The organism is Modestobacter excelsi (genome assembly GCF_005930495.1).
Classification (GTDB): Bacteria; Actinomycetota; Actinomycetes; order Mycobacteriales; family Geodermatophilaceae; genus Modestobacter; species Modestobacter excelsi.
This window is the reverse complement of sequence record NZ_SJEX01000008.1, coordinates 40,295-66,565: the sequence shown is the minus strand read 5'-3', so window position 1 is coordinate 66,565 and position 26,271 is coordinate 40,295. Positions and strand designations below refer to the sequence as shown.

21 protein-coding genes are annotated in these 26,271 nt (G+C 74.3%); 8 read left to right on the top strand and 13 right to left on the bottom strand.

The window, feature by feature from the left end; genetic code table 11:
* Positions 1–65: 65 nt before the first annotated feature.
* Positions 66–3,770, top strand: coding sequence for a S8 family serine peptidase (locus tag FHL80_RS04920; protein WP_138732342.1), 3,705 nt, complete (start codon positions 66–68; stop codon positions 3,768–3,770).
* Positions 3,771–3,782: 12 nt separating this feature from the next.
* Here FHL80_RS04920 and FHL80_RS04915 read toward each other — a convergent pair whose 3' ends face one another.
* The 6 genes from FHL80_RS04915 to FHL80_RS04895 form a co-directional block, all read right to left on the bottom strand.
* Positions 3,783–5,555: an acetyl/propionyl/methylcrotonyl-CoA carboxylase subunit alpha gene (locus tag FHL80_RS04915; RefSeq protein WP_138732341.1), complete on the bottom strand. Its 1,773-nt coding sequence runs from the start codon at positions 5,553–5,555 to the stop codon at positions 3,783–3,785.
* A 74-nt stretch (positions 5,556–5,629) separates the two neighbouring features.
* Positions 5,630–5,767 carry a hypothetical protein gene (locus tag FHL80_RS25225; protein WP_216870428.1) on the bottom strand — a complete coding sequence of 46 codons (138 nt, stop codon included), beginning with the start codon at positions 5,765–5,767 and terminating at the stop codon, positions 5,630–5,632.
* 145 nt (positions 5,768–5,912) lie between these two features.
* Positions 5,913–6,674 (bottom strand): serine hydrolase, encoded by a 762-nt coding sequence (locus FHL80_RS04910; RefSeq protein WP_138732340.1) that lies wholly within the window; start codon positions 6,672–6,674, stop codon positions 5,913–5,915.
* A 67-nt stretch (positions 6,675–6,741) separates the two neighbouring features.
* A complete protein-coding gene (locus FHL80_RS04905) occupies positions 6,742–7,350 on the bottom strand; it encodes a Maf family protein (protein WP_138732339.1) in 609 nt (202 codons plus the stop codon).
* The gene (locus FHL80_RS04900) at positions 7,347–7,535 is read right to left on the bottom strand and encodes an acyl-CoA carboxylase subunit epsilon (protein WP_281283431.1); all 189 of its coding nucleotides are present in this window, start codon (positions 7,533–7,535) and stop codon (positions 7,347–7,349) included. Before FHL80_RS04900 ends, FHL80_RS04905 begins: the two co-directional genes overlap by 4 nt.
* Positions 7,536–7,672: 137 nt before the next feature.
* Positions 7,673–9,301 carry an acyl-CoA carboxylase subunit beta gene (locus FHL80_RS04895; protein ID WP_138732338.1) on the bottom strand — a complete coding sequence of 543 codons (1,629 nt, stop codon included), beginning with the start codon at positions 9,299–9,301 and terminating at the stop codon, positions 7,673–7,675.
* 171 nt (positions 9,302–9,472) lie between these two features.
* On the opposite strand from FHL80_RS04895, the gene FHL80_RS04890 reads away from it, so the two are divergent.
* From FHL80_RS04890 to FHL80_RS04875, 4 genes are all read left to right on the top strand, one after another.
* Entirely contained in the window at positions 9,473–10,288 is an 816-nt protein-coding gene (locus FHL80_RS04890) for a biotin--[acetyl-CoA-carboxylase] ligase (RefSeq protein ID WP_138732337.1), read from the top strand.
* Between the two features lie 164 nt (positions 10,289–10,452).
* A complete protein-coding gene (locus tag FHL80_RS04885; RefSeq protein WP_138732336.1) occupies positions 10,453–11,019 on the top strand; it encodes a PH domain-containing protein in 567 nt (188 codons plus the stop codon).
* 80 nt (positions 11,020–11,099) lie between these two features.
* Positions 11,100–12,248 carry an exonuclease SbcCD subunit D gene (locus FHL80_RS04880; RefSeq protein ID WP_138732335.1) on the top strand — a complete coding sequence of 383 codons (1,149 nt, stop codon included), beginning with the start codon at positions 11,100–11,102 and terminating at the stop codon, positions 12,246–12,248.
* Positions 12,245–15,205, top strand: coding sequence for an AAA family ATPase (locus tag FHL80_RS04875; protein WP_138732334.1), 2,961 nt, complete (start codon positions 12,245–12,247; stop codon positions 15,203–15,205). The genes FHL80_RS04880 and FHL80_RS04875 overlap by 4 nt, the downstream gene beginning before the upstream one ends.
* A gap of 32 nt (positions 15,206–15,237) precedes the next feature.
* On the opposite strand, the gene FHL80_RS04870 is transcribed toward FHL80_RS04875, so the two are convergent.
* Positions 15,238–15,738, bottom strand: a complete 501-nt coding sequence (locus FHL80_RS04870; protein WP_138732333.1) for a GtrA family protein — start codon at positions 15,736–15,738, stop codon at positions 15,238–15,240.
* Positions 15,739–15,860: 122 nt separating this feature from the next.
* Here FHL80_RS04870 and FHL80_RS04865 point away from each other — a divergent pair, with 122 nt between their 5' ends.
* Genes FHL80_RS04865 through FHL80_RS04855 form a run of 3 tightly spaced genes read left to right on the top strand, consistent with a single transcriptional unit; the run spans position 15,861 to position 18,785 of the window.
* Complete coding sequence (locus FHL80_RS04865) at positions 15,861–17,066, top strand: 5-(carboxyamino)imidazole ribonucleotide synthase (protein ID WP_138732332.1); 1,206 nt, start codon at positions 15,861–15,863, stop codon at positions 17,064–17,066.
* 9 nt (positions 17,067–17,075) lie between these two features.
* The gene (purE, locus tag FHL80_RS04860; RefSeq protein ID WP_246078462.1) at positions 17,076–17,588 is read left to right on the top strand and encodes a 5-(carboxyamino)imidazole ribonucleotide mutase; all 513 of its coding nucleotides are present in this window, start codon (positions 17,076–17,078) and stop codon (positions 17,586–17,588) included.
* Between the two features lie 42 nt (positions 17,589–17,630).
* Positions 17,631–18,785 (top strand): acyl-CoA dehydrogenase family protein, encoded by a 1,155-nt coding sequence (locus tag FHL80_RS04855; RefSeq protein WP_138732331.1) that lies wholly within the window; start codon positions 17,631–17,633, stop codon positions 18,783–18,785.
* 67 nt (positions 18,786–18,852) lie between these two features.
* Here the strand turns inward: FHL80_RS04855 and FHL80_RS04850 are convergent, their stop codons facing one another.
* The 6 genes from FHL80_RS04850 to FHL80_RS04825 all read right to left on the bottom strand — a co-directional run bounded on the left by FHL80_RS04850 (position 18,853) and on the right by FHL80_RS04825 (position 26,239).
* The gene (locus FHL80_RS04850) at positions 18,853–21,453 is read right to left on the bottom strand and encodes a lysozyme M1 (RefSeq protein WP_138732330.1); all 2,601 of its coding nucleotides are present in this window, start codon (positions 21,451–21,453) and stop codon (positions 18,853–18,855) included.
* Entirely contained in the window at positions 21,450–21,995 is a 546-nt protein-coding gene (locus tag FHL80_RS04845) for a hypothetical protein (protein ID WP_138732329.1), read from the bottom strand. The genes FHL80_RS04850 and FHL80_RS04845 overlap by 4 nt, the downstream gene beginning before the upstream one ends.
* A 247-nt stretch (positions 21,996–22,242) precedes the next feature.
* Complete coding sequence (locus FHL80_RS04840) at positions 22,243–23,640, bottom strand: glycosyltransferase family 87 protein (protein ID WP_138732328.1); 1,398 nt, start codon at positions 23,638–23,640, stop codon at positions 22,243–22,245.
* Between the two features lie 224 nt (positions 23,641–23,864).
* Positions 23,865–24,686 carry a DUF1028 domain-containing protein gene (locus FHL80_RS04835; RefSeq protein WP_138732327.1) on the bottom strand — a complete coding sequence of 274 codons (822 nt, stop codon included), beginning with the start codon at positions 24,684–24,686 and terminating at the stop codon, positions 23,865–23,867.
* An 85-nt stretch (positions 24,687–24,771) separates the two neighbouring features.
* The gene (locus FHL80_RS04830) at positions 24,772–25,440 is read right to left on the bottom strand and encodes a CoA transferase subunit B (protein WP_138732326.1); all 669 of its coding nucleotides are present in this window, start codon (positions 25,438–25,440) and stop codon (positions 24,772–24,774) included.
* A gap of 1 nt (position 25,441) precedes the next feature.
* Positions 25,442–26,239, bottom strand: coding sequence for a CoA transferase subunit A (locus FHL80_RS04825; RefSeq protein ID WP_138732325.1), 798 nt, complete (start codon positions 26,237–26,239; stop codon positions 25,442–25,444).
* Between the last annotated feature and the right edge of the window lie 32 nt (positions 26,240–26,271).

The window sequence follows — 26,271 nt, the reverse complement described above, 5'->3', positions numbered from 1 at the left end:
CACGCGATCGGGGGATCCGGTCGCGGCAGCAGGTTGCCGATGACACCGATGTGCAGCATCACCCCTTGCGCCGGCTCTCCGTCGCGCTGGCCGGCTCGTTCCTCGGCGTGCTCACCTGCGTGGCGGGCGCCCCGTCCGCGTCGGCCGCCGACGGCGAGCAGGTCACCATCGACGTGCTCACCGTCGTCGACGGCGAGTACGTCGTCGACACCGTCACCGCGCCCCGGGACCGGGCGGCGGCGACCGAGGAGACGCTGGAGGACCGGGCCGACGTCGTCGCGGCCGACGCCGCGGTCGACTACCGGCTCGACGCGGGCACCGACCCCCTCTGGTCGGCCGACGACCCGCAGGCGATGAGCCACGTCCTCGACGTCTGGTCCCGCACGCGCGGCGCCGGCCAGGTGGTGGCCGTGCTGGACACCGCGGTCGACAGCAGCCACCCCGACCTCGTCGGCGCGGCCCTCCCCGGCACCGACACCACGGGGCTGGCCACCGATCCCGACGAGTGGCACGGCACGGGCGTGGCCGGGGTCATCGCCGCGCGCGCCGGGAACGACGAGGGCAGCGCCGGGATGGCGCCGGAGGCCCGGCTCCTGCCCGTGCGGGTCTGCAGCAGCGCGACGTGCCCGTCGGCCGCCGTCGCCCGCGGCGTCCTCTGGGCCGCCGACCACGGCGCGGACGTCATCAACATGTCCCTGTCCGGCGGGTACTCCGACGTCACCGCCGCCGCCGTCCGCTACGCGCTGGACAAGGGCATCTCGGTGGTCGCCTCCGCCGGCAACGACGGGCAGACCGGCAACGCGGTGATGTACCCGGCCGCCCTCGAGGGGGTCGTCGCGGTCTCGGCCACCACGCCCTACGCCGACCCGGCGCCGTGGGCGCAGCACGGCTGGCAGGTCGACGTCTCCGCCGTCGGCGAGAACGTCCTGCTGCCGGGCCGGGGCGGCTACCTGAGCGGGTCCGGGACGTCGTTCTCCGGTCCGGCCGTGGCCGGGGCGGTCGCCCTCCTCCGCGCCGGGCACCCGGGGATCAGCCCCGCGCAGGTGCAGGCTGCGCTGCAGGCCGGCGCGGACAGCGGCGGCACCTGGGACCGGGGTCACGGCGCCGGCCGGCTCGACGTGCCGGCCGCCTTCGCCGCCGCCGACCGGGCCGGGACCGCGCCCACCGTCACGCCGTCCGCGGGGACCGTCGACGTCTCCTGGCCCGCGGTCGCCGGGGCCACCCAGTACACGGTGCGGGTGGACGGCGTCGTCCGGGCCACCGTGCCGGGGACCAGCGCCCGGGTGACCGGGCTGACCGACGGCACCCAGGTCGCGGTCGACGTGCAACCGGACGGCGGCGCACGCAGCCTCCCCGCGCTGGCGTCCGTCGGCGCCGGGGCCCCGGCCACCCCGACCCTGCAGGCGGCCATGCTGCGCACCTCCGGCAGCAGCGCCGTCCTGGACGTCACCGCGTCGGTGAGCGGCCCGGTCGCGTCGCGCTACTCGCTGCTCCAGGACGGCGTCAGCGTCGGGACCTACGCCCTCCCGCTCACCGGCTCGCCGCAGACCTTCGGCCTGACCCTCGGCGCGATGCCGGCCTACGAGACGCGGTGGCAGCTGCGCGGCGTCGACGACCTGGGGCGCGCGTCGGCCGCCTCCAACGCGATCACCACCGGCACGAACCGCCCCGCTCCGCCCGCGGCGCCGACCGGGCTGACCGGCACGACCGACGGCGGCCGTGTGCTGCTCAGCTGGGACGACGCCGGCCCCGCGTACACCTACACGGTCAGCGTGGGCGGCTCGGTCGTGGCCGGCCCGAGGACCGCGGGGGCCACGCTCTCCGCCCCGGTGGGCGTGACCCGCACCTACGCGGTCGCCGTCGTCGACGCCTGGGGGCAGTCCGGCCCGACGTCGACCGTGACCCTCACCCCGGACGGCGCCTCGCCCCCGGCCGCACCGACCGGCGTGACCGCCGTCGGCGGCGACCGCAGCGCGACCGTGTCCTGGACCGCGGCGACCGCCAACGGCAGCCCGGTCACCGGCTACACGGTGACCGCGTCCCCGGGTGGGGCGACGGCGACCACGACCGGCGCGACGACGGCGACGCTGACCGGGTTGACCAACGGCACCTGGTACACGCTCACGGTCACGGCGACCAGCGCCGCGGGCACCGGGCCCACCAGCGCCGCGGCGCACGCGGTGCCCTTCGGGGTGCCCGGGGCCCCGGGCCCGGTCGCGGCGACGCCCAACGACGGCAGCGTGGCCCTGCAGTGGACGCCGGCGGACGGCAACGGCAGCCCCGTCACCCGGTACACCATCACGGCGTCCCCGGGTGGGGCGACGAGGACGACGGGGGACACCTTCGGGTCGGTGACCGGGCTGGCCAACGGCACGGCGTACACCTTCACCGTCACCGCGACCAACGCGGCGGGCACCGGCCCGGCCAGCACGCCCAGCCCCCCGGCCGTGCCGCGGTCCACCGACCCGATCGGCCAGGCCTGGGCCGCCAGTGGTGGCTCGGCCGGACCGCTCGGCGCGTCCACCGCGCCGAGGGTGTGCGGGCTCAGGAGCGGTGGCTGCTTCCAGACGTTCGAGCGCGGTGCCGTCTACTGGTCGCCGGGCACGGACGCGCGGCTGGTGCTGTCCGGACCGGTCCGGGACCGGTGGGCGGCGACGCGCTGGGAGAACGGGGCGCTGGGCTACCCGGTGGGCGACACCGTGTGCGGGCTCGCCGGCGGCGGCTGCTCGCAGGCATTCCAGTTCGGGTCGGTCTACAGCAGCACGGCCGGCGGAGCCCGGGTGGTGTGGGGCTCGATCCGGGACCGGTGGGCCGCATCCGGCCACCAGGCCGGGCCGCTGGGCTACCCGGTCGGCGAGGAGACCTGCGGCCTGACGGGCGGTGGCTGCTTCCAGGCCTTCGAACGCGGGGTCGTCTACTGGTCGCCGGGCACGGGCGCGCGGCTGGTGCTGTCGGGACCGGTCCGGGACCGGTGGGCAGCGACGCGCTGGGAGACCGGGACGCTGGGCTACCCGACGGGTGACACGATCTGCGGGCTGACCGGCGGAGGCTGCTTCCAGCAGTTCCAGGGCGGGTCGGTGTACACCAGTTCCGGGTCACCCGCTGCGATCGTGAAGGGCGCGCTTCGCGACCGGTGGGGCGCCTCGGGCTGGGAGAACGGCCCGCTGGGCTACCCGACCGCCGACCAGGTGTGCGGGCTGCGTGACGGCGGCTGCTTCCAGGTCTTCCAGAGGGGCGCGGTCTACCGGTCGACCTCCACCGGTGCGCGGCTGGTGCTGTCGGGGGCGGTCCGGGACCGGTGGGCGGCGACGCGCTGGGAGACCGGGACGTTGGGCTACCCGACGGGTGACACGATCTGCGGGCTGACCGGCGGTGGCTGCTTCCAGCAGTTCCAGGGCGGGTCGGTGTACACCAGTTCCGGGTCACCCGCTGCGATCGTGAAGGGGGCGCTGCGCGACCGGTGGGGCGCCTCGGGCTGGGAGAACGGCCCGTTGGGCTACCCGACCGCCGATGAGGTGTGCGGGCTGCGTGACGGCGGCTGCTTCCAGGTGTTCCAGAAGGGCTCGGCCTACTGGTCGCCGGCCAGCGGCGCGCACACCCTGACCAACCGGTACACCCGTGACCGTTGGGGCTCCCTGGGCTGGGAGAACGGCCGGCTGGGCTACCCGGTCGAGGAGGAGCGCGCGGTGCCCGGGGGGACCGCCCAGCGTTTCCAGGGCGGGATCCTCAGCTACGTCGCGGCCACCAACGAGGTCCGGGTCGCCTACTGACCGCCGCGTCGGTCACCCGGCAGGCTGCTCCGCGGCGTCGGTGATGGTGCAGAGGACGGCGCCGCTGGTGACGCTGGCGCCGACCTCGGCGGACAGGCCCACGATGGTGCCGGACTTGTGGGCGGTGATGGGCTGTTCCATCTTCATCGCCTCGAGCACGACGATGAGGTCGCCGGCGGCGACGGTGGCGCCGTCGGCGACGGCGACCTTGACGATGGTGCCCTGCATGGGCGCGGTGAGGGAGTCCCCGGAGGCGGCCGTCCCGCCGTGCCCGCCGGCGCGCTTGCGCGGCTTGGCGGCCCCGTTGGCGGCGGGGGCCGGTCCGCCGGCGGTGAGCCCGGCGGGCAGGGACACCTCGAGCCGGCGGCCGCCCACCTCGACGACGACGGTCTGCCGCGGCTCGGCCTCGTCGCTCTCGGCGGCCGGGCCGTAGGGGGTGACCCGGTTGTCCCACTCGGTCTCGATCCAGCGGGTGTGCACGCTGAACGGTTCGCTGGTGAACGCCTCGTCGGAGACGACGGCGCGGTGGAACGGGACGACGGTGGGCATGCCCTCGACGACCAGTTCGGCCAGCGCGCGGCGGGCCCGCTGCAGCGTCTCGGTGCGGGTGGCGCCGGTGATGATCAGCTTGGCCAGCATGGAGTCGAACGCGCCGGCGACCTCGCCGCCGGTCTCCACCCCGGAGTCCCAGCGCACGCCGGGTCCCTGGGGGATCTCCAGCTTCGTGACCGGGCCGGGGGCGGGCATGAAGTTGCGGCCGGCGTCCTCGGCGTTGATCCGGAACTCGATGCTGTGCCCGCGCGGGGTCGGGTCGGCGGTGATCTCCAGCGGCAGACCGTCGGCGATCCGGAACTGCTGGCGCACCAGGTCGATGCCGGAGGTCTCCTCGCTGACCGGGTGCTCGACCTGCAGCCGGGTGTTGACCTCCAGGAAGGAGATCGACCCGTCGGTGCCGACCAGGTACTCCACGGTGCCCGCGCCGACGTAGCCGGCCTCGGCGCAGATGGCCTTGGCCGAGGAGTGGATCCGCTCGCGCTGGGAGTCGGTGAGGAACGGCGCGGGGGCCTCCTCCACCAGCTTCTGGTTGCGCCGCTGCAGCGAGCAGTCCCGGGTGCCGACGACGATGACGGTGCCGTGGGTGTCGGCGAGCACCTGGGCCTCGACGTGGCGGGGCTTGTCCAGGAAGCGTTCGACGAAGCACTCGCCGCGGCCGAAGGCCGACACCGCCTCGCGGACGGCGGAGTCGAACAGCTCGGGGATCTCCTCCATCGTGCGGGCCACCTTCAGCCCGCGACCGCCGCCGCCGAACGCCGCCTTGATCGCCACCGGCAGCCCGTGCTCGCGGGCGAAGGCGACGACCTCGTCGGCATCGGCGACCGGGTCGGTGGTGCCGGGCACCAGCGGCGCGCCCACCTTGGTGGCGATGTGCCGGGCGGCGACCTTGTCACCCAGGTCGATGATCGCCTGGGGGGAGGGGCCGATCCAGGTCAGCCCGGCGTCGATCACGGCGGAGGCGAACTCGGCGTTCTCGCTCAGGAAGCCGTAGCCGGGGTGCACCGCGTCCGCGCCCGAGGCCCGGGCGGCGTCGATGATCTTGTCGATGACCAGGTAGGAGTCCCCGGGCGTGGTGCCGCCCAGGGCGAAGGCCTCGTCGGCGGCGCGCACGTGCAGGGCGTCCCGGTCGGTCTCGGCGTAGACGGCGACGCTGGTCAGCCCCGCGTCCCGGCAGGCGCGCGCGACCCGCACCGCGATCTCACCGCGGTTGGCGATCAGGACCTTCTGCACCGACGAACTCCCTTCGAGCGGACGCCCGGACTCTAGCCAGCGCGGTCGGCGCCTGCCCGCGCAGGGCGGGCAGCTCAGCCGCCGCAGTCGATCTCCAGTTCGACCGAACCGGTCGACCGGCCGTCGTGGACGAGGAGGGCGGCGAGGGAGAGGTGCCGCCCGGAGACGTCGTACCGCCCGGTCGCGACGTCGGAGGTGGCCGACAACCCCACGTCGTCGAGCGCGAGGTGGGCACCGGCGGGGGTGACGTCGAGCCGGATCGTCGCGGTGTCTGCGGAACCCTCCAGCCGGGTGCCGCCCGCGGTGGAGGAGCACTGGCCGGTGAAGGGGCCCGCAGCTCGCCGGCGCCGGTCAGGGTCACCACCGCCGTCCCGGTGGCCGGCTGAGCGCGACGAGGACGTAGCGGCTGTCCGGGCCCACCAGGCCGGTGGAGTGCCGGTAGGCGTTGCCGTTGACGCAGCAGATCCAGCCCTGCTTCTGGGCGATCACCTGCTCGAGCGGCAAGCCGTCGTGCAGCCCGAAGAACTGCCGGCCACCGTCGCCCTGCTCGGTCGACTGCCGCAGCTGGTCCACGATCCAGGTGCGGGAGGAGGCGGACAGGCCGCCGGAGCCGTCCATCAGCCGCTGGTAGAAGACCACCATGTCGTGGGCGGTGATCAGCGTGTTGCCCCAGTAGCGGACGTTGCTGGTCAGGCCGGTCTCGGTCAGGCCGTACCGGCCGATGACGTCGCTGACGATCGCGTTGGTGCCGTAGCCGCTCCAGAACCGGTTGGCCGCGGCGTCGTAGGACTCGCGGAGCATCCGCGACATGTCGGCCATGTCCGTCGCGGACAGCCGGATCTGCCCGAGGTCGCGCCGGTGCAGCAGGTTCTCGGCGATGAACAGCTTCATCACCGAGGCCGACTCGATCCGGGTGTGCGCGGCGGCGCCGTTGTCGCGGTACAGCCCGGTGCGCCGGTCCAGCATCGCGATCTCGACCGTGCTCCCCGCGCCGGCGGCGTAGCCGCTGCCGGCCCAGACCCGGTCCTGCCACTGGTCCGCCCGGGCGGCCGAGACCGGCCCGAGGACGGCGACCAGTCCGGTCAGCAGGCACAGCAGTGCCCTCGCACGACGCTTCAACGACAACTCCCCCGTGGTCCCGACCGACGCTCACACGGGGGTCAGGGCCGGTCCAGCCGGGGCGTGGTCAATGGGGCCAGAGGTCGACCAGTGACGTACCGAGCTTCGACAGCTGGGTGCGCAGCAGGGGCAGGGACAGGCCGATGACCGCCGACGGGTCGCCCTCGATGCGGCGGACGAACGGTGCCCCCAGGCCGTCGAGGGTGAACGCGCCGGCCACGGCCAGCGGCTCACCGCTGGCCAGGTAGGCCTCCAGCTCCGCCGCGGTGGGGGAGTCGAAGTGGACGACGGTGGAGGCGACGCCGACGTCCCGCTGGGTCACCGCGCCGTCCCGCACGTCGAAGACCGCCTGGCCGGTGTGCAGCACACCGCTGCGGCCGCGCATCCGCTCCCAGCGGAGCCGGGCCTCGGCGACGTCGGCCGGCTTGCCCATCGCCTGGCCGCGGAACTCCAGCAGCGAGTCCGCCGCGACGACGAGCGCGTCGGTCTCCTGGCCGGCGACCGCGGTGGCCTTGGCGGCGGCGAGCAGGGCGACCAGCTCGGCCACCCGGGGGGCCCGCACGGTGCTCTCGTCGACGCCGCTGATCACGACGTCCGGGTCGAGCCCGGCCTGGCGCATCAACTGCAGCCGGGCCGGCGACTGCGAGGCCAGCACCAGCCGGCGGACGTCGCTCATGCGAACCGTCCCGCGGCGCGCCAGCCACCGGGGCCGGGCTGGAGCGGGGTCCGGACGACGTCCGCACGAGAAGCCCAGGCACCGACCGGGGTCGGCCGACGGCGGGGCCGGCGCTGCTGGGACAGCGCGGCGAGGACGACGGTGAGTGCGGCGAGCTCGTCGGCGGTGGGCTCGCCCTTCACCACCCGCAGGAGAGGGGGGACCAGCTCGTCGTCCTGTCGTGAGGAGTGGGGCCCGGAGGGTCCCGCGATCGAGCGACCGAGCGGCTCAGCGGTGGCCGGGGACGGCTCCTGGCCGCGGTGCGGTCCGGAGGATCGCGATGTCACAGCGGGATGTTCCCGTGCTTCTTGGGCGGCAGGGTCTGGCGCTTGTTGGCCAGCAGCCGGAGCGCCCGGACGATGTGGATCCGGGTGTGGGAGGGCGGGATGACCGCGTCGACGTAGCCGCGGTCGGCGGCGATGTAGGGGTTGGCGAGGGTGTCCTCGTACTCGCCGATCAGCTCGGTGCGCAGGGCCTCGGGGTCGGCGGCGGCGGCGAGTTCCTTGCGGTAGAGGATGCCGACCGCGCCCTGGGCGCCGATGACGGCGATCTGGGCGGTGGGCCAGGCCAGGTTGACGTCGGCGCCCAGGTGCTTGGAGCCCATCACGTCGTAGGCGCCGCCGTAGGCCTTGCGGGTGATCACGGTGATCAGCGGGACGGTGGCCTCGGCGTAGGCGTAGATCAGCTTCGCGCCGCGGCGGATGATGCCGTCCCACTCCTGGGAGGTGCCGGGCAGGAAGCCGGGGACGTCGACGAAGGTGAGCACCGGGATGTTGAAGGCGTCGCAGGTGCGCACGAACCGGGCGGCCTTCTCGCTGGCGTCGATGTCCAGGGTGCCGGCGAACTGGGTGGGCTGGTTGGCCACCACACCCACGGGGCGGCCCTCGACCCGGCCGAAGCCGACCACGATGTTGGGCCCGAACAGCGCCTGCACCTCGCAGAACTCCCCGTCGTCGAGCACGGAGGTGATCACGGTGTGCATGTCGTAGGGGGTGTTGGGCGAGTCGGGGATGAACGTGTCCAGCTCCCGGTCTGCCTCGGTGACCGCCTCGGGCAGGCCGATGTCCACCGGTGCGGTCTCGATGACCGGCAGCGGGTCCAGGTTGTTGCTGGGCAGGTAGGACAGCAGCGCTTTGACGTAGTCCAGGGCGTCGGTCTCGTCGGCGGCCAGGTAGTGCGCGACCCCGGACTTGGTGTTGTGGGTGCGCGCCCCGCCCAGTTCTTCGAGGGTGACGTCCTCACCGGTGACGGTCTTGACCACGTCGGGGCCGGTGATGAACATCTGGCTGGTCTGGTCGACCATGACGATGAAGTCGGTGAGGGCGGGGGAGTAGACGTGCCCGCCGGCCGCGGCGCCCATCACCAGGGAGATCTGCGGGATGACGCCGGAGGCGTGCACGTTGCGCCGGAAGATCTCCGCGTAGAGGCCGAGGGAGACCACGCCCTCCTGGATCCGGGCGCCACCGCCCTCGTTGATGCCGATGATCGGGCAGCCGGTGCGCACCGCCAGGTCCAGCACCTTGACGATCTTCTCCCCGTACACCTCGCCGAGGCTGCCGCCGAACACGGTCACGTCCTGGGAGAAGACGCACACCGGGCGGCCATCGACCGTGCCGTGGCCGGTGACCACGCCGTCCCCGGGCGGGCGCCGGGCGTCCATGCCGAAGTTGGTGGACCGGTGCCGGGCGAACTCATCCAGCTCGGTGAACGAGCCGGGGTCCAGCAGCGCCTCGATCCGCTCCCGGGCGGTCATCTTGCCCGCGGCGTGCTGCTTGTCCACGGCGCGTGCGGAGCCGGCGTGCGTGGCCTCCTGCACCCGGCGCTCGAAGTCGGCCAGCTTCCCGGCGGTGGTGTGGATGTCGATCTCGCCGGGGACGTGCTCCCCGGCGCTCTCGAGCTCGGCGGCGCTCACGACGACATGCCTCGCTTCGCTCGGGGGTTCGTTCCGCTCCTCGCTCGCCCAGTCACGGGTCGCCTTCGCGGTCGTTCCACTCCTCGCTCGCTGGCGCTCGCTGCGATGCTCGCGATCTGTCGGCTCCTGCGCTCGCTGCGATGCTCGCTCACGGGTCCGTAGCGTAGTGACGTGACCGACAGCGACTCGCCACGACCCGACCGGCCGGCGTTGGACGGCGTCGCGCTCAGCGCCGCGGTGACCGGCAGCGGGTTGTGGCGCGCCGTCGAGGTGGTCGAGGCCATCGGGTCGACGAACGCGGAACTGGTCGCCCGCGCCGCGGCCGACGAGCCGGAGGGGCTGGTGCTCGTCGCGGAGCACCAGCAGGCCGGGCGGGGCCGGCTGGACCGCAGCTGGACCTCCCCGCCCCGGGCCGGGCTCACCGTCTCGCTGCTGCTGCGCCCCGACGTGCCCGCCGCCCGCCGCGCCTGGCTCTCGCTGCTCACCGGGGTGGCGCTGGCCGAGGCGGTGTCGGAGGTGACCGGCGTCCGCACCTCGCTCAAGTGGCCCAACGACCTGCTGGCTCCCGACGGCACCAAGCTGGCCGGGATCCTGGCCGAGACCGCCGGCACCGCCGTCGTGGTGGGGGTGGGGCTGAACGTCTCGACCCGCCGGGACGAGCTCCCGGACACCGGGACGTCGCTGGCACTGGTGGCGGGCGGGCCGGTCGACCGCGCGAGCGTGCTGCAGGCGTTCCTCGGCTCGTTCGAGCGCCGGTACTCCCGATGGGTGCAGGTCCTCGGCGACCCGGTCTCCTCGGGCCTGGCGCAGGACTACCTCGCCTGGTGCAGCACGGTCGGGGTGACCGTCACGGTGACGATGCCGGACGGCTCGGCCCTCGAGGGCGTCGCCGAGGCCGTCGACTGGGACGGGCGGCTCGTCGTCCGCACCGACGCAGGTGTCGTGGAGCTGGCGTCGGGCGACGTCCGGCACGTCCGGCGGCGCTGACCTCGAGGCCTCCGGGGGGCACCGCGGAGGATCCACGGGTGGCGTGCTCGGAGACCACCACGGACGGCCGTCCGGGCTCATGCACCAGTGCCGAGCCGCCTCCCCGCCGTGGCCCGGAGGTCCGGGTGCGTGACTGGGGTCGGGAGGTCGGTCATGCTGGTCGGGTGGCCTATCCGGACAAGGTGCTGGGGGACGACGAGGAGGTCGTCCGGCACCTGCACCCGCACTGGCTGACCGTCTTCTGGCCGATTGTGGGGTTCCTCGTCCTGGTCGGGGTGGCCTCCTTCGGTGCCGCGCTGGTGCCCGACGGCGCGGAGCAGGGGCTGTGGCGGCTGGTGGTCGTCGGGGCCGCCGTCGTCCTCGCGCTCTGGCTCGTCGCCGTGCCGCTGCTGCGCTGGCGGACGACGCACTACGTGATCACCACCCACCGGCTGCTCCACCGCACCGGCATCCTGTCCCGGCACGGCCGCGACATCGGGCTCTCCCGGATCACCGACGTCTCCTACCGGCAGTCCCTGTGGGACCGGGTCATCAACTCCGGCACGGTGTCGATAGAGACCGCCGGCGAGGGCGGCCCCACCGTCTTCTCCGCCATCCCGGACAGCGACGGGGTGCAGCAGCTGCTCAACCAGCTGGTCGAGGAGGACGCCGACCGGCGGGCGCAGGAGGGCGCGGCCCACCTGGGCGAGTACCACCCCCGGGACGGTCACCATCCCACCGAGCAGTTCTGAGGCACTCCCGCTCTGCGTGTGACGGTTCCGTCACGGCGCGCCTGGGCGGTTCTGTCGGTGCTCCGACCTACCTTCCGGCCATGCGGTTGCTGCACACCTCCGACTGGCACATCGGCCGGTCCCTGCACGGCTCCGACCTGCTCGCCGAGCAGGAGGAGGTGCTGGGGCGGCTGGCGGAGGTGGTGGTCGCCGAGTCCGTCGACGTCGTGGTCGTCGCCGGTGACGTGTACGACCGCGCGGTGCCCTCCGCCGACGCCACGGCGGTGCTCGACCGGGTCCTGATGCGGCTGCGCAGCGCGGGGGCGGTCGTCGTCCTCACCCCCGGCAACCACGACTCGGCCCGGCGGCTCGCGTTCGGCGCCGGCCTGATGGCCCGGTCCGGCGTGCACGTCCGGGCGGTCACGCCGGCGCTCGACGAGCCCGTCGTCCTCTCCGACGAGCACGGCGACGTCGCCGTCTACGGGCTGCCCTACCTCGAGCCGGAGATCGCCCGGCACGAGCTCGGGCTGGCCGACGGTCGCAGCCACGAGGCCGTGCTGGCCGCCGCGATGGACCGGGTCCGCGCCGACCTCTTCCTCCGGCCGGGTGCCCGGTCGGTGGTGCTGGCGCACGCCTTCGTCGGTGGCGGGGTGCCCAGCGACAGCGAGCGGGACATCTGCGTGGGCGGGGTGGACCTCGTGCCGGCGGCGGTCTTCGACGGCGTCGACTACGTCGCGCTGGGCCACCTGCACCGGCCCCAGACCCTCACCGACCGGGTGCGGTACAGCGGCTCCCCGCTCGCCTACTCCTTCGGCGAGGCCGGCCAGGTCAAGCAGGCGTGGCTGGTCGACCTGGACGGCGCCGGCCTGGCCGGGGTCCGCGCGGTGCCCCTCCCCACCCCGCGGCAGCTGACCGTGCTCCGCGGCGAGCTGGCCGACCTCCTCGCCGACCCCGCACTCACCTCGGTCGAGGACGACTTCGTCTCCGCCCGGCTGACCGACCCGGTGCGCCCGGTCGACCCGATGCGCCAGTTGCAGGGGCGGTTCCCGCACTGCGTGCACCTGGAGTGGACCGGGTCGGGTGCGCCGGCCGACGGTCGCAGCTACACCGAGCGGCTCACCGGCCGCAGCGACCTCGAGGTCGCCGGTGAGTTCGTGCTGCACGTCCGCGGGCTCGCCGCCACAGCGGCGGAGTCCGATCTGCTCGGCCGGGCCCTGGCCGCGGCGGCACGAGAGGACGCGCGGCTGTGAGGGTCCACCGGCTGGCCCTGACCGCCTTTGGACCCTTCGCCGAGCAGGTGGCGGTCGACCTCGACGACCTCGGCCGGGACGGGTTGTTCCTGCTGTGGGGGCCGACCGGCGCCGGCAAGACGACGCTGCTCGACGGCATCGTCTACGCGCTGTACGGCACGGTCCCCGGTGCCCGCGGCGAGGAGAAGCGGCTGCGCAGCGACCACGCCGCCGACGACGTGCGCACCGAGGTCGAGTGCGAGGTGACGCTGGGCGGTGAGCGGCTGCTGGTCGTCCGCCGCCCCGAACAGCTCCGCCCCAAGCGGCGCGGCACCGGCTGGACCACCGAGCAGGCCAAGCTCACCGTGCAGCGCTGGACCCCGGAGGGCTGGGAGCCGGTGAGCACCCGCATCGACGAGGGCTCCGAGCACCTGCGCACCCGGCTGGGGCTGTCCGCCGAGCAGTTCTGCCAGGTCGTGCTGCTGCCGCAGGGGGACTTCGCGCGCTTCCTGCGGGCCGAACCCGAGGACCGCAGCCGGCTGCTGCGCACCCTCTTCGACGTCGGTCGCTTCGCCCGGGTGGAGGACTGGCTGGACGACCAGCGCCGCGCCGCCCGCGGCCAGCTCGACGAGGCGCGGCTGTCGGCGAGCACCCTGCTGGCCCGGGTCGCCCAGGTCGCCGACGTCGAGGTGCCCGAGGACCTCGCACCGGAGCTCGTCGGCGCCGCCTCCGCCGCGCACGCCGGCGCGTGGGTGCACCGGGTGCGGGCCGAGGTGGCCCAGCGGCTGGCCGAGCGGGAGGCGGCCGCGACGGCCGCCGCCGCCGAGGTCACCCGCGTCGATGCGGCCCTGACCGCTGCGCGGGTCGAGGAACAGCGGCACGCCCGGCGCGACCGGGCCCGCGCCGACCTGGCCCGGCTGCAGGCCGAGGCCGACGAGCTCCTCCCGCTGCGGGCAGCCCTCGACGCCGCCGCCCGGGCGGACCCGGTGCGCGACGTGCTGGAGGCAGCCGGGCATGCCGCGCTCGCTGCCGAGGGCGCCGAGGAGGCGCTGGCGGTGGTCCGCCGCAGCTGGGCCGCGGTCGCCGGCGGTCGGGCGGCGGACACGCTGCTGTCCCGCAGCCTGCGCGACGAGGTCGCCGCCCTGCGCACCGTGCTGCCCGAGGTCGACCGCGCGGCCGCGCTGGCCACGTCGGTCGCCCGCACCGCTCAGCAGGTGGACGCGCTGACCGCGCAGTGCGCCGCCGACGACGCCGCGGCCGCCGGCTGGCCGGCCCGGCTGGCCGAGCAGGAGGCGGTCGTCGAGGCGGCAGCCGGCGCAGACGCCCGCCTCGCCGGGGTGACCGCGGCGCTGGAGCGCACCCGGTCGGCGCTGGCCGCTGCGCGCGCCGCCGGGCAGCTCGCTGTCGAGGCCGAGGGTCGGCGCGCCGCCAGCAGCGCTGCCCGGGAGGCCTGGCTCGACGCCCGCGAGGCCTGGACCGAGCTGCGTGGCCGCCGGCTGGCGGGCATGGCCGCCGAGCTCGCCGCCGGGTTGGCCGACGGCGAGGACTGCCCGGTCTGCGGTGCGGTCGAGCACCCGCGGCTGGCCCACACCGACGGCCCGGTCGTCACCCAGGCCGACGAGGAGCAGGCGCGGACGGTCGTGGACGAGCAGGAGCAACGGCTCCTCGCGGCCCAGCGGGCCGTGGAGGCCACCGAGCGGGAGCTGGCCGCGCTGCGTGCGCAGGCCGGCCCCGAGCCGCTGGCCGACCAGGAGCGCGCGCTCGCCGAGGCGGTCGCTGCCGAGCGGGCGGTGCGGGAGCTGGCCGGCATGCTGCCGGCGGCGCGGCGCGAACTCGCGGCGCTGCTGGCCGCCCGTGACCAGGCCACCATCGCCTGGGCGGCCACCCGCGAGCAGCTGGCCCAGCGGCGCGCGGAACTGCACGGGGCGGAGGAGGCGCTGACCGAGGCCCGGCAGCGGGTCGCCGCAGCGCAGGGGGAGGACCCCGACCTGGCGGCCCGGATCCGCCGGCTCACCGTCGAGGCCGACTGCTGCGAGGCCGTCGTCGAGGCGGAGGCGACCGAGCTCCGGGCCCGCACGGCTGCGGACGCCGCGCGCCGGCACGCCGAGGAGCGGGTGATCGAGGCCGGCTTCCCTGACCTGCTGGCCGCAGCCGACGCCCTGCTGGACCCGGCACGGGCGGCGAGGGTGCGGGAGCGGGTGACCGGGCACGACCAGCAGTGGTCGGTCGTCACGGCCACCCTCGCCGAACCGGAGCTCGCCGACCTCGCGCCCCGGCCGGACCTCCCGACGATGACCGAGTCCCTGCGGTCGGCGACCGCGGTGCGCGAGGACGCGGTGGCCGCGCTCGCCGAGGCCCGCCGCTGCACCGCGGCGCTCGACGGGCTGTCCGCGGAGCTCACCGCCGTGGAGGTCGAGCTCGACGAACGGCGGACCGATGCCGAGCAGGTCTCCGCCCTCGCCGACCTGGTCAACGGCCGGGGTGCCAACACGCTGCGGATGCGGCTGCAGTCCTTCGTCCTCGCCGCCCGGCTGGAGCAGGTCGCCGAGGTGGCCAGCCGGCGGCTGCGTGACATGTCCGGCGGGCGCTACACCTTCCTGCACAGCGACGCCCAGGCTCGGCACGGCGCCCGCGGCGGTCTCGGCCTGGACGTCCTCGACGAGTACACCGGCGCGCGCCGGCCCACCAAGACGCTCTCCGGCGGGGAGAGCTTCATGGCCTCCCTCGCGCTGGCGCTGGGGCTGGCCGACGTGGTCACCGCGGAGAGCGGCGGTGTGCAGATCGACACCCTCTTCGTCGACGAGGGCTTCGGCACCCTGGACCCGCAGTCGCTGGACGCGGTGATGACCGTCCTGGACGAGCTGCGCCGCGGTGGCCGGACCGTCGGGGTGATCAGCCACGTGGAGGAGCTGCGGACCAGGATCACCAGCCGCCTCGAGGTGGTCACCGGCCGGCACGGGTCCCGGCTGGCGGGCTGACGCCCACCCGGCTCAGCGGTGCGCCGGGTCGGTCAGGCGACGATCCGGGCGTCGCCGTCCTGGACCGGGACGGCGCCCCCGGTCGCGGCCGTCTGCGCGGGGAACACCCACTGCTTGTAGGAGAAGTACCGCAGCGCCGAGCAGAGCACGATCGAGACCACGTTCGCGATCTGCAGCACCAGCGCGCTGTCCTGCCCGAGCGGGTAGCGGACCGCAGCGACCACGGCCAGTCCCAGCAGCAGCGTCGTCCCGTTGACCAGTGCGAACAGGGAGTACTCGCGTCGCACCCCCGTGCGGGCGCGGTGCGAGAAGGACCAGTGCCGGTGGGCGAAGAACGCCACCGTCATCGAGACCAGGGTGGTGACCAGCTTGGCGGTCACGGCGCCGACGGACAGGTGCGCGTAGAGCAGTTGGAACAGCCCGATGTCCAGCACGAAGCAGGCCGCACCGACGACCCCGAATGCGCTCAGCTCCTTCAGCACGACGCGGGACCGGGAGTGCACCCGGCGGGCGCGGTCCAGGACTGAGGGCACCCGCCGATGGTAAGGAGCCCACCGCTGTTCGGTCGCGTCACCGCGACCGACGGCGCCGGCCGCGGTCGCACCACCGGTGGGACCGCGGAGGAGGCGGGAGGGGCCTCACTAGGCTGACCACCATGAACGCGCCGCTCCAGCCGACGACCGGACTTCCCGTCGTCGCGATGGTCGGCGGCGGGCAGCTCTCCCGGATGACCCACCAGGCGGCGATCGCGCTGGGGCAGTCGCTCCGGGTGCTGGCCGGCGACCCCACGGAGTCCGCCGCCCTGGCCGCCGCCGACGTCCAGCTCGGTGACCACCGTGAGCTGGCCGACCTGCGCCGCCTCGCCGAGGGCGCCACGGTGGTCACCTTCGACCACGAGCACGTGCCCACCGAGCACCTGCGCGCGCTCGAGGCCGCCGGTCACCGGGTCGCGCCGGGACCGGCCGCCCTGGTCCACGCGCAGGACAAGCTGGTGCTGCGCCGGGCACTGGCCGAGGCTGGGGAGCCGCAGCCGGCCTGGGCCGAGGTGCGCACGGTCCACCAGGTCGCCGCCTTCGCCGACGAGGTCGGCTGGCCGGTCGTGCTCAAGACGCCCCGGGGCGGCTACGACGGCAAGGGCGTGTTCGTCATCGACGGCCCGGACGAGGCGGCCGACCTCCTCGAGCAGCACGGTCCGTTGCTGGCCGAGGAACGGGTGGCCATGGTCCGCGAGCTCGCCGCGCAGGTGGCCCGGTCGCCGTTCGGGCAGGTCGCCGTCTGGCCGGTGGTGGAGACCGTGCAGCGCGACGGCGTGTGCAACGAGGTCTACGCGCCGGCTCCCGGCCTGCCCGACGAGCTCGCCACCGCTGCCCAGGAACTGGCCGTCCGGATCGCCGACCGGCTGGGCGTGGTCGGCATGCTCGCCGTCGAGCTGTTCCAGACCGCGGAGGGCATCGTCGTCAACGAGCTGGCCATGCGGCCGCACAACTCCGGGCACTGGACCATCGAGGGTGCCCGGACCAGCCAGTTCGAGCAGCACCTCCGCGCCGTCCTGGACTACCCGCTGGGCTCCACCGCGATGACCGCCCCGGTCGTCGTCATGGCCAACGTGCTCGGCGGCGCCACGGCCGACGCCGACTGGGCCGGCCCGTCGCTCGACGAGCGGGTGCACCACCTGATGGCGCACTGGCCAGATGTGAAGCTGCACTGGTACGGCAAGGGCCAGCGCCGCGGTCGCAAGCTCGGGCACGTCACCGCCCTCGGCGAGGACCTGGCCGAGGTGCGCACCCGCGCGGTCGCCGCGGCCCGCTACCTCGCCGACGGTGTGGTCGATCCGGCGTTCGCCTTCGACGACGAGCACTGAGGAGTCCCCGTGAGCGACCCGATCGTCGGCATCGTCATGGGCAGCGACTCGGACTGGCCGATGATGGAGCCCGCCGCCCAGGCGCTGCGGGAGTTCGACGTCCCCTTCGAGGCGCACGTCGTCTCCGCGCACCGGACACCGCGGCGGATGCTCGACTACGCCGAGAGCGCCGCCGACCGGGGCCTGCGGGTGATGATCGCCGGCGCCGGGGGAGCCGCCCACCTGCCGGGCATGATCGCGGCGGCGACCCCGCTGCCGGTCATCGGCGTCCCGCGGCCGCTGGACCGGCTCGACGGCCTGGACAGCCTGCTGTCCATCGTGCAGATGCCCGCCGGGGTGCCGGTGGCCACCGTCTCCATCGGCGGCGGCCGCAACGCCGGGCTGCTGGCGGTGCGGATCCTGGCCGCCGGCGACGACCGGCTGCGCGCGGCGGTCACCCGCTTCCAGACCGACCTGGCCGAGTCCGTGCTCGCCCGCGACGCCGCGCTGCAGGCCCGCGTCGATCCCCCGCCGGGAGGGTGAGGCGGCTTCCCCGACAGTGCGTCGTCGGCCTAGCATCTACCCGTGGGTAACAACGCTGGGCTGTACGCGCTGACCGAGGAGCACGAGGCTGTCCGGGAGGCGGTCCGCGAGATCGCCGAGCGGGAGATCGCCCCCTACGCCGCGGAGGTGGACGCCGACTCCCGCTATCCGGTCGAGGCGCAGAAGGCCCTCACCGCCGCGGGCTTCCACGCCACGCACATCCCCGAGGCCTACGGCGGCGAGGGCGCCGACGCGATCGCCACCTGCATCGTCATCGAGGAGGTGGCCCGGGTCGACGTGAGCGCCTCGCTGGTCCCCGCGGTCAACAAGCTCGGCTCGGTGCCGGTGATCCTGTCGGCGTCGGAGGACCTCAAGCAGCGGGTGCTGCCCTCGATCGCCGCCGGCGAGGCGATGATCAGCTACGGCCTCTCCGAGCGCGAGGCCGGCTCGGACGCGGCATCGATGCGCACCCGCGCCCGGCGCGAGGGTGACAGCTGGGTGCTCAACGGCACCAAGGCGTGGATCACCAACGCCAGCGTCTCCGAGTGGTTCACCGTCATGGCGGTGACCGACCCGGACAAGGGCGCGAACGGCATCTCCGCCTTCGTCGTCCACCGCGACGACCCGGGCTTCGCCGTCGGCCCCAAGGAGAAGAAGATGGGCATCAAGGGCTCGCCGACCTGCGAGCTCTACTTCACCGACTGCACCATCCCGGCCGACCGGGTCGTCGGTGAGCCCGGCACCGGCTTCAAAACCGCACTCCGCACGCTGGACTTCACCCGGCCGACCATCGGTGCCCAGGCCGTCGGCGTGGCGCAGGGCGCGCTGGACGCCGCGATCGCCTACACCAAGGACCGCCGCCAGTTCGGCTCGGCGGTCTCGGACTTCCAGGGCGTGCAGTTCATGCTCGCCGACATGGCGATGAAGATCGAGGCGGCCCGCCACCTGGTCTACGTCGCCGCCGCGCGTGGGGAGCAGGGCGGCCCCGACCTGACCATGGTGTCGGCCTCGGCCAAGGCGTTCGCCTCCGACGTCGCCATGCAGGTCACCACCGACGCCGTCCAGCTGTTCGGCGGGGCCGGCTACACCCAGGACTTTCCGGTCGAGCGGATGATGCGCGACGCGAAGATCACCCAGATCTACGAGGGCACCAACCAGGTGCAGCGCATGGTGATCGCGCGGAGTCTGCTGAGGTAGGGCATCGGACGAACAGAGCGGGGCCCGGTCCGACCGGACCGGGCCCCGCTGTCGTGTCCGCTGCCGGTCAGCGCCGGGTGGTGACCGCCCCCGAGGCGCGGTCCTGCACCACGGTGGCACCCTCGAAGCGCTGGGTGATCTCGCCGGATGAGGTCGCCGCGTCCCCGATCGGGTAACCCAGAGCCCCCAGCTCCCAGCCCTGGGTGCCCCAGTACGTCCGGATGGCACCGCTGACCGCGTGCGTGCCCGCGGTCGGCGTGGTGTACACGGAGCCGTTCTGGAAGTCCTGGAAGCAACCGTTGCGGGTCAGGCCGCAGAACACGTCACGGGTCGGGTACCCGAGCGCGCCCTTCTCCTGGCCTGCCGTCGTCCACACGGTGCCGATCGCGCCGGAGACCGCGTGGGCACCGGTGGCCGGCGTCCCGGTGACGCTCCCGCCCTGGAACTGCTGGGAGCAACCGCCGCCGGGGAGGCCGCAGACCTGGTCGGCGGTGGGGTAGCCGAGAGCTCCGAGCTCCCACCCCGAGGCGCCCCACGCCGTCCTGGTGACGCCGCTGACGACGTGCGCACCGGTCGTCGGGGTCCAGTAGACCGACCCGCCCGTGAAGTCCTGGAAGCAGCCGCTCGACCGCAACCCGCAGAACGCGTCCCGGGTCGGGTAGCCCAGGCTGCCGTCCACCCCACCCTGCGCGCTCCAGGTGGTGAGTGCCTGGCCGGTGACGACGAACGTCCCGGCCGGGGAGGAGTAGACCGCCCCGCCCTGGAACGTGCCGGAGCAGCCACCGCCCACCAGGCCGCAGACCGTGTCCGCGGTGGGATAGCCGAGGCCGCCGGTCTCCCAGCCCTGTGCCGCCCAGGTGGTGAGCACCTTGCCGCTGACCACCCGCGCACCGGTGGCAGTGGTCCAGTAGACCGACCCGCCCTGGAACTCGCCGAAGCAGCCGGCGGCGGCCAGCCCGCAGAAGGTGTCCTTGGTCGGGTAGCCCAGCGGGCCGGTCTCCCAGCCCTGTGCCGCCCACCGGTCGCGAACCGCACCGCTGACCACGTGGGTGCCGGACTTCACCGAGGAGTAGATCGCCCCGTTCTGGAACTCCGCGTAGCAGCCGCTGTCCTTCAGGCCGCAGACCGTGTCCTTGGTGGGGTAGCCCAGCGCGCTGGTCTCCCACCTGAGGCCGGCCCACTTGGTGAGCACTGCGCCGGACACGACGTGCGCCCCGGTGGTCGACGTCCAGTAGATCGAGCCCCCCTGGAACTCGCCGAAGCAGCCGGCGCTCCGCAGGCCGCAGAAGCTGTCCTTGGTCGGGTAGCCGAGCGCGCCGGCCTCCCACCTGGCCGCACCCCACTTGGCGAGGACCTCGCCGACGACGCTGTGCGCGCCGCTGGAGAGGGACCAGTACATCGACCCGCCCTGGAACGTCTGCAGGCAGCCGCCGTCGCGCAGCCCGCAGATCTCGTTGCCGGTGGGATAGCCCAGCGCGCCCGTCTCCCACTTCTGGAGGCCCCAGGCGGTGGCGATCGCACCCGACACCGAGTGGGCGCCGGAGCTGCCGGACCAGTACATCGACCCGCCCTGGAACGTCTGCAGGCAGCCGGCGTTGCGCAGCCCGCAGATCTCCTCGCCGGTCGGGTAGCCCAGTGAGCCGCCCTCCCAGCCCTGTGCAGCCCACCGGTCGCGGATGGCCCCCTTCACGACCCGGGCGCCGGTGCCTGCGGACCAGTAGATCGAGCCGGTCTGGAAGTGCTGGAAGCACCCGCCGTCCCGCAGCCCGCAGACGACCGCGGAGGTCGCCGAACCCAGCGCGCCGTTGAGCGCGGTGGCCCGGACGACGACGGCGTTGCCGCCAGGGGACTGGGTCGAGCCGTACCAGTCGGTGTAGTACAGCCAGAAGTTCCGGTTGCCGTAGGCCCCGCAGGGTTCGGCGGCACCGTAGCCGGCCGCCAGTGCAGCGGCGTTGGGCTGGTAGGGCGTGTAGTTGTACAGCCCGGCCGTCGCCTGGTTGGCGATGTAGACCGGGCTGCTGCCGCACGCGGCAGTCGGGTTGTAGAGCACCGCCCGGGTCACCCCGGCCCGGTAGTTGTAGCGCGTCGGGTTCGACGCGTAGACCTTGTACTGTCGCGCGGCGTTGAACACCTGGTTGAAGAACCCGTAGTACTGGCTGTCGCAGGCCGCCGTGTCCGGGCAGCCGAAGCCCAGGGCGCTGCGGTACCGGCTGTCCGTGCCGTTCCCGGTGACGAGCGACTGCTCCTTCTGCATGATCACCAGCAGGACGCGCTGGCTGACCCCGCAGGTCTGGCCGACCTTCGCGATGATCCACGCGGCGGTCTCCCCGGGCGCCCCGGCGTAGCCGCCGCAGTAGGCGTCCGCGGCCTTGTTGACGGTGTCCTGGCGGAAGTCCTTGAGGCAGCGGCTGGTGCAGCTGCGGCCCTTGGTGCCCAGGAAGGACTGCACGTCGGCGGCGGACATCGCCCTGCCGTCGAAGAACAGGTCGTCGCTGATGATGTTGCCGGCCTGGAACTGGCTGGTGTCGGCAGCGAGCGCCAGGTCCGGCTCGCTCGGGCCGACCGTGGCAGGTCCCGCAGCCCAGGGGGCGATCAGCAGGACGGTGATCACCGCCAGGACGGCGACGAGGGGGAGCGCGGACCGGCGGACGTCGGGGCGCGCCGTCATGGGACCACCACGGGGACGCTGTCGGAAGCGCCCGTTGCCTCGTCCGAGGCGTAGCTCAGCACCGCTGCCCAGGTGCCGGAGGCGAGGTCGGCGCCGGCGATCTCGAGGCCGGTGCAGAGCGTCGTCGTGGCGTCGGGTGTGCCGTCGGTCTCCGCGGTCACCTCGTCGGTGCCCTGGGTCAGGGTCAGGGTGCAGCGTCCGCCGGACTCGACGAGACCGCTGACGAAGCCCCCGGCCTGGACCGAACCGGTGGCGTCGTCCCAGTCGGCGAAGGTGAGGCTGACGGACGCCTGCCCGTTCGTCACGGTCACCGGCTCATCGGTCGCCACGGCGGACGGTGGTCCGGTCTCCAGCGTCGAGCCCGGCGCGGGGTCGGCCGGGTCACCGGCACCCGCAGCCCCGACGGCGGAGGAGGCTGCAGCGGGCGTGCCGGTGGGGGCCTCGGTGGCTTCCGGGGCCTGTGCGGCCCCGCACGCACCGAGCACCGCAGCCGCGGTGAGCGCGAGCGCGGGGACGAACCATCGACGTGGGACTGGGGGCACGGTTTCTCCTCGATCAGGCAGGAGCGGCACCGGTAGCGGCCCGTTGCCGCAGCGAGTCGTCCACGACCCCTGCCGGTGTCGCCGTCCGGGGTCGTCCGGTTGCGGCCTCTGCGTTGCGTTGGGTCGGGAACTGGGCGGAGCCGAGCCCCGGGTGGGTCATCGGCGCGTCAGGACGGCGACGTGACCGGTTGCCGTGGTGCGAGCACAGCCCACGACCGGCGAGACGCCCGCCTCGGGAGCTGCCTGCTCAGCCGAGTGACCGCCCCTGGGTGACCAGCGGTGCGGGCGGACTGGGGACCACGGGGTCGGGGGCGCCCGGCGCGCCGTCGTCGCGGGTCGTCGCGATCGGCGTGAGCGGCTCGGTCACGGGGCTGGTCCCAGCGCCGTCCTCCGCGTCCGGTCGTGCCGCCGCCTGGCCCCACACGCGCGCGGGGAGCGCGAGGACCGCCACCAGCGCGACCAGCGCGGCCAACAGGTGGGAGCGGATGAGCACGTCGGGGGTCGCGAGGTTGGACGGCCCGTCCACGGCCAGCGGCTGCATGTTCAGCGCGACGAGGACGGCGACGGCCAGGTACGGCCAGCGGCCGGCTCCCGACCGCGCTGCGGAGACGAGGACGGCGGCCGGCACGAGGAGCAGCACGCAGTAGTGGGTCCAGGACAGGGACGTGAAGGGCAGGCTGGCGGTGAGCAGGCCGGCGGCGGCGAAGCGCTCCGCGTCGATGCCCGCGCGCTGCATCCGGACGGCGCGGGACAGCACGGCGACGACGACCACCACCAGCAGACCGGTGGACAGTGCGCTGACCCAACCGGTGACCTCCAGCGTGGGGTAGCTGCCCTGGGGGTCGGTCACGTGGAGGTCCTCGAGCCAGGCGATCAGGCTCTGGTTGGAGAAGCCCGTCGTCGTGGTGCGTTGCACGTGCCGGAGAGCGGTGACGAACGCCGTCACCACGCTCCGGTCGACGAGGACCAGCTGCACCAGCGCCAGCCCGGCGAGGCCCCCGAGCAGACCCAGCAGGGCCGTGCGACGGCGGCGGTCGAGGAGCCACCAGCCTGCGATCAGCACCGGCGTGATCTTGATGGACACCGGGATGGCCAGCAGCAGGCCGGCGAGCACGGGGTGGCGCCGCGCCAGGGCCACGGCCCCGATCGTCAGCAGCAGGATGAGGGGCGTCGTCTGGCCGAGCCAGAGCCCGTACCGGACGGGCTCGCTGAGCGACAGGACGAGCAGGGTGACGGCGAAGGGCACCGGCTGGAGCAGGACCGGAGCCCACGTGCGCCCCACGATCCAGGTGATGCCCACGAGGGCGAGCACGTCGAGCACCAGCAGCACGTGCAGGGACGTCGACCACGAGCCGGGGCCGGCCAGGACGCTGAGCGCGTAGGCGAACCCGGGCTCGTGCACGTACGGGTGCCCCAGCGTCTGCCGGCCCACCACCTCGGCGAACGCCGACCAGGCTGCCGGGTCCCCGACGTCGGTGAAGCGGTCGGGGTCGATGGTGTACAGGAGATCGGCTCGGCCACCGGCCACCATGGCGGCCCCCACCCAGATCGACGACCAGTCGTCACCCGGGGCGTCCCACCAGTGCTGCACGTTGTAGAGGACGAAAGCCGCCGCAGCCAGGGCGGGCCAGAGCCATCGACGCAAGGGGTCTCCTGAGGTGGGCTGGACCGCGGCCGGGACTCCGGCGCCGGCGGCGGGTGCATCGCTCCGGAACGGGCCGGCTGCACCGCTGTCTTCTGCGGCGGAGCGTAGGTCGTCCGACACAGCGGCAGCAGCGCTGACGGGCCCAGCAGGACCCTGCCGTCCCACTGGCCGCGCTGTGCCCCAGACGTGTCGCCGGGAGCAGGCGCCCGGGCGGTCCGCCCGGGTCAGTCCAGCAGCTGGGAGACCGCCGACAGCCGGGAGTCACCCGCCATCGAGGCCAGCCACGTCGACCAGCCCGGCCGGGTGCGCACCGCCTCCAGCGCCGTGCGTGCCGCTGCCCGGTCGCCGCGGCGGGACGCGGCCAGCGCCGCATAGAGGTCGCGGGCGCCCTCGGGGGCGAAGACGGCGAGGGTCTCGTAGTCGCGCTCGTCGTAGGCGCGCTGCAGGTTGCGCAGCATCCGCAGCTGCGCGACCGGGTCGCCGGAGTCGTCGACCCGCAGGTCCACCCGGACGCCGTCGTCGTCGGCGGTGGCCGGGTGGCCGGTGACCACCTGCAGGGCGGCGGACTGCCGGCCGCGCAGGTCCCCACCGGCGTCCTGGCCCGCGGTCAGCGCCGCCAGCAGCCGGTCGGCGAGCGACCCGCCCGCCGCGGCGCACGCGGCCGACATGGCCGGCAGCACGTCGGGGGAGGCGAGCATGTTGCCCTGCACGCTGAAGCCCTCACCGAGCAGGTGGCCGCTGGCCGGCAGCGACCCGCGGCCGGTGTCGGCGGCGACCTGCCCGGTGGCGTCGAGCACGGCGATCTGCCGGTCGACGTCCTCCGCGGCGTGCGAGGCGTGCCGCACCAGCTCCTGCGGCGAGCGGCCCTCGGCGAGCCCGGCCAGCAGCGAGGCGCCCAGCCCGCGCCGGCTGCGGGCCTGGACGGCGATGACGCCGACCCCGGGACGCACGGTCGGCACCGCCCGGCCGACCGCCAGGATGCAGGAGGAGACGGCGATGCCCAGGTCACCGGTGGCGGCGTCCCGGGCGATGACGGAGAAGGTCATCGACCTTCGTTCCTGCACCGTGTACGGCCCCCCTGCAGGGGCCCGCGCCGAGCGTGCGAGGCGTGGGGGGCAGGGGGGTCCTTCCTCACACCGCAGCCGGGAGGGTCGTCGTCGGCACGTCGCCGCTGACCTGCAGGGCAGCGCCGGTGGCGGCGACCACCTCCTCGACGGTGCTGCCCGGGGCCACCTCACGCAGCACCAGGCCCGTCTCGGTGACGTCGATGACGGCCAGGTCGGTGATGATCCGGTCGACGCACGCCTTGCCGGTCAACGGCAGGGTGCACTCCTCGACGATCTTCGGCGACCCGTCCCGGGCGACGTGCTCCATCATCACGATCACCCGCTTGGCGCCCTGCACCAGGTCCATCGCGCCGCCCATGCCGTTGACCATCTTGCCGGGGATGAGCCAGTTGGCCAGGTCACCGCGGGGGTTGACCTGCATGGCGCCGAGGATGGCGAGGTCGAGGGCACCGCCGCGGATGATGCCGAAGGACATCGAGGAGTCGAAGAAGCTCGCGCCCGGCAGGATCGTGACGGTCTCCTTGCCGGCGTTGATCAGGTCGGCGTCCTCCTCGCCCTCGAAGGGGTAGGGGCCGACGCCGAGGATGCCGTTCTCGCTGTGCAGCACCACGTGCACGCCGTCGGGCACGTAGTTGGGCACGAGCGTCGGCATCCCGATGCCGAGGTTGACGTACTGGCCGTCCTCCAGCTCGAGGGCGGCGCGGGCGGCGAGCTCGTTGCGGGTGAGTGCCATGTCAGGCCTCCGTCGTCTCGGTGCCGGCCGCCGCGGGGGTGGACGCGCTCCGGCGGGGGCGGGTGGTGCGGAACTCGATCTTCTTGCCCTCGGCGCCGACCTCGACGACGCGCTGCACGTAGACCCCGGCGAGGTGGACGTCCTCGGGACGGATCTCGCCGGGTTCGACGAGCTGCTCGACCTCGGCGATGGTGACCCGCCCGGCCATGCCGGCCAGCGGGTTGAAGTTGCGCGCGGACTCGTGGAAGACCAGGTTGCCGTGCCGGTCACCCACCGCGGCCCGGACCAGCCCGAAGTCGGCGGTGAGCGCGGTCTCCAGCACGTACTGGCGGCCGTCGAACTCGCGCACCTCCTTGGGAGCGCTGGTGGCCACCACGTTGCCCTCGGCGTCGTAGCGCACCGGGATGCCGCCGTCAGCGACCAGGGTGCCGACGCCGGTGGGGGTGTAGAACGCGGGGATGCCGGTGCCGCCGGCGCGCAGCCGCTCGGCGAGCGTGCCCTGCGGGGTCAGCTCGACCTCCATCTGGCCGGTGAGGTAGAGCCGGGCGAGTTCCTTGTTGCCGCCGACGAAGGAGCTGATCGTCTTTCCGATCCGGCCGGCGTAAAGCAGCACGCCCAGCGCCTGGTCGTCGACCCCGCAGTTGTTGGAGATCGTGGTGAGCCCGTGGGTGCCCTGCTCCAGAAGCGCGTCGATCAGTGCGATCGGCACCCCGCAGAGCCCGAACCCGCCGACGGCGAGGGTCGCGCCGTCGGGGATGTCCGCCACGGCCTCACGGGTGCTGGCGACGACCTTGTCCACTGCTGACCACCGTCCATCAAGGCTGGGCGGAA

What these genes read in the sequence shown, in the direction of transcription:
- FHL80_RS04905 (WP_138732339.1), bottom strand. Translation starts at nt 7,350, where the DNA reads ATGAGCGACGTCCGCCGGCTGGTGCTGGCCTCGCAGTCGCCGGCCCGG.
- FHL80_RS04880 (WP_138732335.1), top strand. Translation starts at nt 11,100, where the DNA reads ATGCGGTTGCTGCACACCTCCGACTGGCACATCGGCCGGTCCCTGCAC.
- FHL80_RS04865 (WP_138732332.1), top strand. Translation starts at nt 15,861, where the DNA reads ATGAACGCGCCGCTCCAGCCGACGACCGGACTTCCCGTCGTCGCGATG.
- FHL80_RS04850 (WP_138732330.1), bottom strand. Translation starts at nt 21,453, where the DNA reads ATGACGGCGCGCCCCGACGTCCGCCGGTCCGCGCTCCCCCTCGTCGCC.
- FHL80_RS04835 (WP_138732327.1), bottom strand. Translation starts at nt 24,686, where the DNA reads ATGACCTTCTCCGTCATCGCCCGGGACGCCGCCACCGGTGACCTGGGC.
- FHL80_RS04830 (WP_138732326.1), bottom strand. Translation starts at nt 25,440, where the DNA reads ATGGCACTCACCCGCAACGAGCTCGCCGCCCGCGCCGCCCTCGAGCTG.